Source organism: Bradyrhizobium sp. AS23.2 (assembly GCF_001908185.1).
In the GTDB taxonomy this organism is placed as follows: domain Bacteria; phylum Pseudomonadota; class Alphaproteobacteria; order Rhizobiales; family Xanthobacteraceae; genus Bradyrhizobium.
This window is the reverse complement of sequence record NZ_LGHM01000193.1, coordinates 1-11214: the sequence shown is the minus strand read 5'-3', so window position 1 is coordinate 11214 and position 11214 is coordinate 1. Positions and strand designations below refer to the sequence as shown.

The window sequence follows — 11214 nt, the reverse complement described above, 5'->3', positions numbered from 1 at the left end:
GAACTCGGCTCCCGGGAGAGCACGGCATAAGCCGTCAAACCACTGCGCAGGGAAGGCCGTGTGTTGGGCTTCACCTGTATGCTGCTGTGCGGTCTCCTTGCGCTACATTTTCGCGCAGCGGACCGCGGGTGCTAGCTGGCACCCGGCCTTCCCTGCGCCCTCTTGGCTAAGAGAGGGGGGAGCGACGAAGCAAAGCTCCGGCGAAAGGCGCCGCGGGGATGCGAAGGTGTGTCTGCAAGGCCGTAGGATGGGTAGAGCACTTGCGAAACCCCGCGTTGAGGAAAAGCGTTGATGGGTTTCGCTTCGCTCTACCCATCCTACGAGTGTTGCGCATTGGAGGATCGCGATGCTGCCTCGTACTCCGTCATTGCGAGCGCAGCGAAGCAATCGAGAATCTTTCCGCGGCAACAGTCTGGATTGCTTCGCTGCGCTCGCAATGACGATGTGGTGACAGCGGTGCGCCACAGTTCCCGCTCGTGCCCCGGACGCAGCGCAGCGCCACCCTGGCGATGCGAAGCATCGTCCAGCGGGCGGTGCGCTGCAGTGCCGGGGCCCATTTCGCCGAGAGCAATCCGTGTGGCGTGGGTCCCGGCTCTGCGCAGCGTCACTACGTGCCGCAGCGCGTCCGGGACACGCGAGTGGCGGAGACCGCTCCGTGCGAATTTGAAATCGTCCGGTACTAGACGAAAGAAGTCGCTCGCGCCACGCTGCTAAGGCTTCGTAACCTCAGGCAAGGATCAACGAACATGACCAAGGCAGACCTCCAAAGCCCGACCGATCTCGGCGCCGATGCGAACCGGGATATCCCGGCCGCGTTGCGCGCGTTGCTAGCCGACGTCTTCGTGCTCTATCTGAAGACCAAGAATTTTCACTGGCACATGTCGGGCAGCCACTTTCGCGACTATCACCTGCTACTGGACGAGCAGGCCGACCAGATCTTTGCCATGACCGACGACATCGCCGAGCGCGCGCGCAAGATCGGCGGCACGACGCTGCGCTCGATCGGCCACGTCGCGCGTGAGCAGCGCATCCTCGACAACGACGCGGAGTATGTCGAACCGCTGGACATGCTTGCGGAGTTGCGCAGCGACAACCAGCAGCTCACGCGGGAGATGCGGCGCGTTCACGAGCTCTGCGACGAATACGGCGATGTCGCAACCGCGAGCCTGGTCGAGAACTGGATCGACGAGGCCGAACGCCGGGTCTGGTTCCTGTACGAGTCCGGCCGCACTGGCCCGCGTGGGTAATTCCTCGGGTCGTCGCGATTAGAGCCATTTCCGTTCCGATGGAATCGGAACGGGCTCTAGATTCTAGTTTTGACGCGTTTTCTTGACGCGAACCGGTATCCACTTCGCTCGAAAACGCTCTAACCCGGTCACAGAAGAAAAGGGGCCGTCCTGTGTGGGCGCAGGGACGGCCCCGAGAGGCTCGGATGCCCCGGGAGGAGGGGGGCTCGAGCCGGCGCAAGTGGCAGGGCACTTACGTTTGAAGCATCACAGACCGGATCAGATGTGTATTCCGTGATCTCATGTTGTTTTCCATTTCGCAGGACAAGTTACGCGGCAGCGCTCGCGATCCAGCCCCTGTCCGCAGCGGGACGGCGCTGCGGACGCGGCGCGACCTCAGGCCGCTCGCCCTTGCTGGCGAGGCGCCAGCGTGCCGGAGACTCGCCGCTGATGCGTTTGAACACGGTCGAAAAATGCGCCTGGGTGCTGAAGCCGACGGCAAGCGCGATCTCGGCAAGGGGCCGCCCGGTCGTCGCGAGCAGGATCTTCGCATGCTCGACCCGATGATTGAGCAGATATTCGCGGGGCCGATAGCCGGTCGCCGCGCGAAATTGTGCCGCGAAGTGCATCCTCGACAGGCCCGCGACATTGGCGAGCTCGGACAGGCTGATGCAGCGGTCGAAATGGCCGGCGATATACTGCTCGACACGGCGCAGCCGCCATTTCGGCAGGGCATTGACCCTCGCGCGCGGGGACTCGAGCCGGGTGAGATGCATCGCGAGGGTCCGCCCGATGCATCGCGCAAATTCGTGATCGGCGGCATCGCCGTGTTCGATCAATGCCTTGGCAAGCCCGGCGGCGAGCGGATCGCGCAGCAGGACAAGGTCGCCCAACCCCTCCGCCGCGGGCAATTGCGGCGGGAAATGGTCAGCGGAGATATGGAGGTGCAGGAAGGCGCAGGGCGACTGGAATTGCACGCCGAGAAGCTTCGACGGCGCGGCGACATAGAGCGTGCCCGCCGGCATGGTGCCATCGAAAATGACCTGACGGTCCCGGCTCAGCTTCGCGCGCGTGGTCTTCAAGGCAATGCCGACGAAATAGCGATCCTCCGGCGTCGTCGCTTCGTGCGACGAGGTCTCTCGCGGGTCTTCCCATCGCGAGATCGTGATGTCCGCAATGGCTGCCTCTGGGCCGCCAGCGATCTGGCGCCATTCGCCTTCACGGGCGATCGCCTGCGTTGCTTGAGGGACTTCGTGATCCCGCCGGCCGGCTGGAAGCTCAATCCAGGCATGCGCCGCCTGCAAATCGGTAAACATCGCTCGTCCTCCTTTGGCTTCGCGGCCGCTGGCGACGGCCGGCAAATTCTCAAGCCCAACGCTTTCCATCGTCAGAGGATAGGCGTGGGCCGGCCAAGAAGCCCGTTAGTGATGATTAGGAGGTGTTAGTTTTTGTGCGAGCGCATAGGGTGTGACAGTCCGCCACGAGAATTGTGATTTTGTTTATCTTTTCAATTATTTACGAAGATTGGTGTCGTGTGGGGACGGGGCAGGAAAACGCGTGGCGATCGATGCGCCGGTGTGAGGCCGGTGCGGCGCCCTCGCTGGACCTCGCACTGGTGCCGAGTATATTCGCCGCGCGCTTCGATGAAGTGGTCGTCGTCAGGATGAGTCAGAAATGACCGAGGCCTCGGCAGGACATAGCTCCCCCAGCAATGGCGCCGGAGCAAGCCTTGATCTCGATTCCGTTTCGTTCGGACCGTTCTCCCTGCGATCGAGGTTGCTCGAGAAAGACGGCGCTCCGGTCAAGCTCGGCAGCCGCGCGACGGATATTCTGCGACTGCTCGTCAGTCGTGCCGGCGAAGTGGTGCCGAAGAACGAGATCATCAGCTACGCGTGGTCCGGCCTCGCGGTCGAGGAGATCAGTTTGCGGGTCCATGTCGCTGAGCTGCGCAAGGTGCTCGGCGACGGCAAGGGCGGTGCCCGCTACATCACCAACATCCCGAGCCGGGGCTATTGCTTCGTCGCTCCCGTGCAACGTGGTGAGCGCGACGTGGCACCGGCGCCCGTGCCGCGGTCGCCCGAACGAGCAGCACCGTCGCCCTCCTTGCCGCATCGGCTGGACCGGATGATCGGACGGGATGACGTGCTGCCCGAGCTGTCAGCCCGTCTGCTCAGCGACCGCTTCGTCACGCTGCGAGGGCCGGGCGGCATCGGCAAGACCACCGTTGCGACCGCGCTCGCGCATGACATGTGGCAGACATTCGAGGGCCATGTCCATTTCCTGGAATTCGGCCCGCTGAAGGACGCCGCGCTGGTCGCGAGCACCGTTGCCGCGACCCTGGGCCTCGTCGTGCATCACGATGATCCCTCAGGCAGCATCATCAACTTCCTGCGTGAACGGCGGCTGCTCCTCATCCTCGACAGTTGCGAGCATGTCATCGACGAGGTCGCGCGTCTCGCAGAGAATATCTACCGCGAGGCGCCCGGCATCGCCATTCTCGCCACCAGCCGCGAGTCGCTGCTGGTGGAAGGCGAACAGATTTTCGAGCTTGTCCCGCTGCCGGGCCCGCCGCAAGGCGTCCGCCTCAGCGCCGGCGAAGTTCTGGACTATCCGGCCGCGCGGCTATTCCTGGATCGTGCCGCCGCCGCGGGGCATCGGGGCGACATCACGGATGATGACGCGGAAGTCCTGGCCGAGATCTGCGGCAAGCTCGACGGCATTGCGCTCGCGATTGAACTCGCCGCCGTCCGCGTCGGCGTCTACGGATTGCGCGAGATCGCCGCGCTGCTCGATAGCCGGCTCAAGCTCGAATGGCGCGGACGGCGAACGGCGCCGCCGCGGCAGCAGACGCTCGGCGCCACGCTCGACTGGAGCTATGGCCTGATCGGCGAAAGCGAGCGGATCGTGTTTCAGCATCTGGCCGTGTTCGCAGGTCCCTTCACGCTCAAGGGCGCGATCGCGGTCGCGGCCGAGGAGGGCGCGCCAGGAGAGGGTGTCGTCGATGCGCTCGAGCAGCTCGTGGCCAAATCGCTGGTGTCGGCGCAGCCCGATGGCGCATCGCGGCGCTATCGCTTGCTGGATGCCACGCGCGCCTATGCCAGGCACAAGCTGGCCGACGGCGGTGAAGCGGATGCGATTGCGCGCCGTCACGCTCTGTATGTTCAGCGCACGCTCGAAGCCGGCATGGCGGAACAGGGCGGTGGCGACCAGGTCTTCAGCCTGCAGGAGCGCGCCAGCCTGCTCGCCGATGCGCGCGCGGCGCTGGAATGGAGCTACGCGAACGACGACGGTGTAGCTTTGCGCGTGCCGCTTGCCGGTAGCGCCGCTAGGCTGTTCGTCGAGCTCAATCTGCTGAACGAAGCGCGCATCTGGTCCGGCCGCGCGCTTGCGATGCTCGACGACGCCAACCGGGGCGGCAGATGGGAGCTCGAGCTCCAGTCGACGCTCGGTCACGCCTTCATGTTCACGGAGCGCAACAGCGCGCAGGCCGAGGCGGCGCTCCGGCGCGGGCTGGAGATCGCGGAAGCGCTTGGCGATCACGCCAATGCGTTCAGGCTGCTGTCGCGGCTGAACATGTTCTACCGCCGCACCGGCGACTACAGGCATCTGGTACCAACCGCACTTCACGCCGAGCGTATCGCCCGGCTAATAGGCGATACCGCAGGCATCGCCGGCAGCAAGGCACTTGTCGGCGTGTCCTATCATCTCGCCGGCGACCAGGTTGAGGCGCAGGCCCATCTCGATGAAGGTGTGCGCGACGATGCCGCGCTGCGCGGAACGCAGCCCGGACATTTCGCCTATTCGCGCACGCCGCAGATTCCGCTCGCGCGGGTGCTGTGGCTGCGCGGCTTTCCCGACCGCGCGCTCGACTGCGTCCGTCCGCTCGTCGGCGCCGCCGCGCCGCGTGACGTGGTGATGCATTGCATCGCGCTGTGCTGGTCATCCTCCGTGTTCGGCTGGGTGGGCGACTGGGCTGCCGTCGAGACGATGACGGAACGTCTCGCGACCCATGCGAGCGTGCACGGCCTGGCGCCCTATCAAGCCGTCGCGACCGGCTTTCGCGCCCAGACCATGATCGCCCGCGGCGAGGCGGCCGGCGGCGTCGATCTGCTGCGGAGCGCGCTGCCGCGCCTGCACGCCGATCGTTACGAGCTCTACGTTTCGGCGTTCGCTGCGGACTTATCTCAAGGACTCGCTGCTTTGGGACGTTTGACGGAAGGACTGCAGGTCCTGCGCGAGACGATCGGCCGCGTCGAACAGGCCGGTGGAGCTTTTGACATGCCGGAGCTGCTCCGCCGGCGTGGCGACCTCGAAGCGCGTGCCGGTGATCTCGATGCGGCCGAGGCAAGCCTTGCCGCGTCGCTCGCACTGGCCGAGCAACAAGGCGCGTTGTCCTGGCGACTGCGGACCGAGATGTCGCTTGCGGCGCTTCGGCGCCAGCAGGGCATTCAAGATCCGTTCGACGGTCTCACTGCGACCTATGCGCGGTTCGCCGAAGGATTCGAGACCGCCGATCTCAAGGCGGCGCGGCTCATGCTGAACCAGGCATCGGCTTGAAAGAGCTCAATCGAATCGAAAATCGGCGAGATCGATCGACACCATCAGCTCGTCGCGCAGCGGCATCAGAGCATCGCCGCGCAGATAGATGCGCCGGCGCGTCGGGAGCCTGAAGCCGTCGACGCTGACCGGATCGGACGCGTAGTGAGCCACCGGAAAATTGCCGGCGATCTCGACCCGGTAGTCGTGCCGGCGGATGAGCATATCAGGGCCGAAATAGAAATCCTGCTCGTGGCTATGGCTCGCGATGGCGGTCGGAAACGTCGCCCGCAATCCGCGCCAAACTTCAGTGCCCTCACGCCAGGGCTCGATCTCCCGTACATCTAACCCATCCATCGCAAGAAGGAAGGGAGTGGTCATGCAGGTCCAGAGGGCGTAGCCGCTGAAATAGGCGTGATGCAGCGGGTCCCAATGCGTCCGCATGTCGTGCCGCGCGAACGAGGCGCGCGGATTGTTGCGCATCGCGACGACGCGTCCGTCCGCAGCGACGATGGCGATCCGCTCGGGGTTGAACTCGGTGCGATGGTCGGATTTGCCGAACGGCTCGATGGACGCGCTCTCGCGGTGCAGCTCGATCCGCATCGTGCGCGGCGCCAGATCCTGATCGACGCCCTTCAGTGCCCACAGATCGCCCCCCCGTCACGATGGTGGCGGTGAGGCGCTTTTGGGCTTTCCATCGCTCGAGCCCGCCATGGGCCTCGATCGCATTCGCCAGCAGCGGAATCATCCGGGCGTTACCTCTCACATGGGACTGTCGTCCCCATGGGAATAATCCCGGACGCAGGCGATCGCCCGTTAAGCCTTGTTAAGTGCCGTTGGCAGGCCCCGCGCTCAAGCTTCGGCCATGACGTCGAGGACCGCGTCGGCAAAAGCCTTCGGCGCCTCCTGTGGCAGATTGTGCCCGATGCCGCCCTTGATGGTCCGGTGCGAATAGCGTCCCGAGAACATCTTGGCGTAGGCGGACGGCTCCGGATGCGGCGCCCCGTTGGCGTCACCCTCCATGGTGATGGTGGGTACGGTGATGACGGGTGCCTGCGCCAACCGCGCGTCATAGTCAGCGTATTTCGCTTCGCCCTCGGCGAGGCCGAGCCGCCAGCGGTAATTGTGGATCACGATCGCCACATGGTCCGGATTGTCGAAAGCCTTGGCGCTGCGGTCGAAGGTGGCGTCGTCGAAGTGCCATTGCGGCGAAGCGAGCTGCCAGATCAGCTTCGAGAAATCGTGCCTGTACTTGTCGTAGCCTTCGCGGCCGCGCTCGGTCGCGAAATAGAACTGATACCACCATTGCAGCTCGGCCTTCGGCGGCAGCGGCATCTTGCCGTCCTGCTGGCTGCCGATCAGATAACCGCTCACCGAGACCATCGCCTTGACGCGCTCCGGCCAAAGCACGGCCATGATATTCGCAGTCCGCGCGCCCCAGTCGAAGCCGGCGATCGTGGCCTTGTCGATCTTGAGCGCGTCCATCAGCGCGACGATGTCGACGGCGACCGCCGATGGCTGCCCATTCCGCATCGTTGCATCCGACAGGAGGCGCGTGCTGCCGTAGCCGCGCAGGTACGGCACGATGACGCGATGGCCGGCCGCGGCGAGCAGCGGCGCGACATCGACGAAAGCGTAGACGTCGTAGGGCCAGCCGTGCAGCAGGATCACGGGTGGACCGTCAGCGGGACCCGCTTCGGCATAGCCGACTTTGAGGACGCCGGCATCGATCTGTTTCAGGGACGCAAACGAGGTATTGACGCCCGGCTTGATCGCGGTAGCGGATTTCGCGGGCTTCGCCGCGGCCGTTGTGCTCAGCGAAAGCTGGGCCGCGGCAAGCGTCATGGCGGCGCCGGCGAAGAAGTGGCGTCGATCACGGTTGATGTTGTCGGACATATGTACCTCCTGTCGTCGTTGCATTGAGCGAAGCGTGGCCGTCTGAGATGCCAGCCGAGGTCTCGTTCGAGCACGTAACGTCGTTCGTTGCTCGCGATTCCAATCTGCGCTCAAGGCGGGCTGTTTGCTCGTTATGTGTTGTTAGGCGTTGAGAGCAGTGATCAGTTGTTCTGCTCTCGCGCGTCGTCGCCGCTACTCGAAGACGGCGTCGAAGATCTCGACGTCCATCAGCACCGGCTTGGCGATCACGGTTCCGTCAGGCCGCAGCATCTGCGTACGTCGAAGCGTCGGCACGACGATGCCGCCGAAGCTGTCATGAGCCCAGGAGTAATGCGCGACCTTCATTCCGAACAGATCGTGATCCGTCCGCCGTTGCAGTGCGTTCTCGTCGAAATAGAAGATCTGCTCGGGCGCCAGAGTCATCAGGCTCGGTGGGAACTGGGCCCGCAACCGCCGCCAGGTTTCGGTGTTCTCGCGCCACGGCGTAAGCTCCTCCACCACGACATCGGGATGAGCGAGCAGGAATGGGTTGGTGAGATAATTCCAAATCGCAACGCCGCAGAAGTAGACGATATGCAGTTCGTCCGCGAGCGGAGGAGGGCTGGCCTCGGGAAACGCAAGGCTCGGGTTGTGCCAGGTCCGCAGCACGTCCCCCTCCAGGCTTTCGATCGTGATCGCGTCCGGCTGAAACGAGCCGGAGTGTTCGCCCCCCGGTGATGCCGGTGAAGCGGACCGACTGCGTGCGGGTCGAGCCTTCCGCCGTCACGTCCTTGAATTCGCTGGCATGTCCGGCGCTGGAGAATAGGGTTCCGGCGACGGAGAGGTGGAGCGTGAACCGGCTCAAGCCATTCCAGCGGGTCATTCCGCCGCTGGCATCAATTGCATCGTCAAGAAGCGCCATGTTCCGCCGTATCCACTATGAAGTGTCACCACCATGGCGGGGCGCATGCGGCTTGGCGTGTTAGAAGTTGTTAGGAGTTGCGAGTGGGTACTTCGCCGGTATCCCGTTGAAGATGCTTCTTAATTCAGCACACCCAGCAACTCCCTGGCGGTGACCAGATCGCGGGTGTGGAGGCCCTCCTGGTAGCGCGCGACGAGCGGAGCGAGCAGGGCGCGTGCTTCGCCGGTTCTTCCAGCCTGGCGCCAGACGCGGCCGAGGCTGATCGCCGCCCGCAGTTCCCAGCCGAGTGCGCACTGCCGGCGTGATAGGTCGAGCGATTTCCGCAAGTAGTGCTCAGCCTCCGCGGCATTGCCCGACCGGGCCAGAATGTCCGCCTTGACCCGGAGCATCTCCGGCATGTCGAAGGATTCGCCGTGATCGGGGATCTGGGCTATGGCCTCGTCGATCGTGCGCAAGGCTTCGCCGGGCTGGTTCTGCGCCACGAGACCTTCCGCGAGCGCCGTCGCAAACACCGTCGTCATGATCCGGTGCCGCGTCGCATACAGCGTCGCCTGGCTGCGGCGAAGGTGCTCGATCCCCCCGGCGGCGTCGCCGCGGCGAAGCAGCAGTTCGCCCTTCTGGCCGATGCCGACGGCGTGATAGGGGCCGAGGAAGTGCCGCGCGGAATGATCGATCAGCCGCTCGATCAGGATTTCGGCGCTGGCCCAGTCGCCGACCCAGAGGAACACGTAGATTGTCCAGATCAGGGCGATGCCGAGGGTGAGCGGCTGTTCGAGCAGCTCCGCCTCGCGAACGGTGTATCTGGCTGCTTCGATCGCACGATCGGGCCGGCCGGTGAGCCACAGCCCGCGCGCCAGCGCCACCAGCGCGACGATGCGGTCGTCATAACCGAGATGCCCGATATTCAGCCGCTGCGAGCCGGGATTGTGCACCATCGCGCTCTCGCAGAACTGCACGGCCTTGTCCTGGTTGCCGATCAGGTGATGCGCCACGCCCAGCATCCATTCCACGTTCAGCGTGGCGGCCGGATCATTCAGCTTGCGCGCAACACTCTCGCCTTGCTCGCCGATTCCGAGCGCGCCGTGAAAATCTCCGACCCTGGTCAGGTAGATGTGCAGTCCGCGCAGCAGCCAGAGCTGCCAGTGCGTGTCCTCCAGCTCCCGGGCAAGCTGCAGGCTTCGCGTGAACGCGGAGCGCACTGCTTCGGTATTGCCCTGCGTGAACATGAGGGAGACGCCGAGCGCGGCCTGTAGCGTCATCTCCTGGCGGCTGTCGACCGAAGCCGTATCGAGAGAAACCAGCGCCTGCTGCGTCCAGCGGTAGCACTCCGTCAGCAATGTCAGCTCGAGGAAGAACTGGGCCGCCGAGGCCGCCAGATCGACGCCGATCGCTCGGTCGCCGCCGTCCGAAAAGCTCCAGGTCAGCGCGGCCCGGACATTGGGCAGATGATCGGCATAGGGAAGGAAGCCGCCCGCGCTCTGCATGCCCGTGGATTTGAGCGCAATGTCGCACAGGAAGTCGCGGAAATATTCGGCGTGAGCGCGCGCCACGCGATCCGCTTCTCCGTTCTCGGCGAGCTTGTCGCCGACGAAGGCCCGGGTGGTGTCGAGCAGGCGATAGCGCAGCCGCCGCTCCGCAGGCGAGGTCGCGATCAGGGATTTGGAGAGCAGGTTTGAGATCGCCTCGACCGCTTCGGGCTCACCGATGCCCTGGAAGGATGCGACGGCAAGCGCGGCCTCCAGCGTGAATGGCCCAACGAACACCGACAATCCGCGCAGCGTCGCGCTTTCGGCCGGCGGCAGCAGGTCGTAGCTCCAGGCGAGCGCAGCGCTCAGGGTTTGGTGCCGCGGGATCGCGGTGCGTCGACCGCGCCACAGCAGCGAGAAGCGGCTGTCGAGCAGCGAGGCGGTTCCGGCAATTCCATAGGCGTTCACGCGTCCGGCTGCGAGCTCGATCGCGAGCGCGATGCCGTCCAGCCGCCGGCAGATCTCGGCGACCAGCGGCGCATCCTCCTCGTTGAGTTCGAACTCGCCCAGGCTCTCTGCGATGCGTTCCACGAAGAGCTGGCTTGCGGGATAGGCAAGGATGTCGGCGATGCTGAGGCCGTTGCGCTGCGGTGGGCAATCCAGCGGAAATAGCCGGTGGACGCGCTCGCCCTCGGTGCGAAAGGATTCGCGGCTGGTGGCGAGAATATGCAGCTCGCCCGCCTCGCGGACGATGCGCTCGGCAAGGGGCGCAAGCTCGTCGATGATGTGCTCGCAGCTGTCGAAGACCAGCAGCATCCGCCGGCTGCGCAGGACTGTCAGCAGTCCCGGCATCGGGTCCTCGGAATTGACGGTCAGTCCGAGTGCGACTGCGATGGTGGCGGGGACGAGCCTGGCATCCGTCAGCGCGCCGAAATCGACGAAGTTCACCTGGCCGTCGAAGGCCGCAAGCTCACCATGCGCCACCGCAAGCGCGACAGCAGTCTTGCCGATTCCGCCGGGACCGACGATGGTAACGAAGCGATGCTGGGCCAGCTCGGCGCAAATTCTCTCGACCGCATCGTCCCGTCCGATCATCTTCGCAAGCGGCGAGGGGAGGGAATGGGGCGCCGAGACGGGCGGGCCCGCCCGCGTCTCCGACGCTTCGGCCCGAAGCRGCGCCGCGAAGCAA

The 11214-nt window shown here is 65.0% G+C and carries 7 protein-coding genes; 2 read left to right on the top strand and 5 right to left on the bottom strand.

What is annotated here, in order from left to right; translation table 11 throughout:
* Nucleotides 1–746: 746 nt before the first annotated feature.
* Nucleotides 747–1247, top strand: coding sequence for a Dps family protein (locus AC630_RS35325; protein WP_074123026.1), 501 nt, complete (start codon nt 747–749; stop codon nt 1245–1247).
* Between the two features lie 308 nt (nt 1248–1555).
* Here the strand turns inward: AC630_RS35325 and AC630_RS35320 are convergent, their stop codons facing one another.
* Nucleotides 1556–2542 (bottom strand): helix-turn-helix domain-containing protein, encoded by a 987-nt coding sequence (locus tag AC630_RS35320; protein ID WP_074123027.1) that lies wholly within the window; start codon nt 2540–2542, stop codon nt 1556–1558.
* Between the two features lie 460 nt (nt 2543–3002).
* Between AC630_RS35320 and AC630_RS35310 the strand changes: the two genes are divergently transcribed.
* Nucleotides 3003–5783, top strand: coding sequence for an ATP-binding protein (locus tag AC630_RS35310; RefSeq protein ID WP_502691579.1), 2781 nt, complete (start codon nt 3003–3005; stop codon nt 5781–5783).
* A 6-nt stretch (nt 5784–5789) separates the two neighbouring features.
* Here the strand turns inward: AC630_RS35310 and AC630_RS35305 are convergent, their stop codons facing one another.
* The 4 genes from AC630_RS35305 to AC630_RS35290 all read right to left on the bottom strand — a co-directional run.
* Nucleotides 5790–6365: a hypothetical protein gene (locus tag AC630_RS35305; protein WP_245330616.1), complete on the bottom strand. Its 576-nt coding sequence runs from the start codon at nt 6363–6365 to the stop codon at nt 5790–5792.
* A 249-nt stretch (nt 6366–6614) separates the two neighbouring features.
* Entirely contained in the window at nt 6615–7658 is a 1044-nt protein-coding gene (locus tag AC630_RS35300) for an alpha/beta fold hydrolase (RefSeq protein WP_074123023.1), read from the bottom strand.
* 192 nt (nt 7659–7850) lie between these two features.
* On the bottom strand, nt 7851–8306 hold the full coding sequence (locus AC630_RS47450; protein ID WP_245330615.1) for a hypothetical protein: 456 nt from the start codon (nt 8304–8306) through the stop codon (nt 7851–7853).
* A gap of 372 nt (nt 8307–8678) precedes the next feature.
* A partial coding sequence (locus tag AC630_RS35290) for an ATP-binding protein (protein ID WP_074123022.1) occupies nt 8679–11214 on the bottom strand: 2536 nt, incomplete at its 5' end.

What these genes read in the sequence shown, in the direction of transcription:
- AC630_RS35325 (WP_074123026.1), top strand. Translation starts at nt 747, where the DNA reads ATGACCAAGGCAGACCTCCAAAGCCCGACCGATCTCGGCGCCGATGCG.
- AC630_RS35320 (WP_074123027.1), bottom strand. Translation starts at nt 2,542, where the DNA reads ATGTTTACCGATTTGCAGGCGGCGCATGCCTGGATTGAGCTTCCAGCC.
- AC630_RS35305 (WP_245330616.1), bottom strand. Translation starts at nt 6,365, where the DNA reads ATGCGGATCGAGCTGCACCGCGAGAGCGCGTCCATCGAGCCGTTCGGC.
- AC630_RS35300 (WP_074123023.1), bottom strand. Translation starts at nt 7,658, where the DNA reads ATGTCCGACAACATCAACCGTGATCGACGCCACTTCTTCGCCGGCGCC.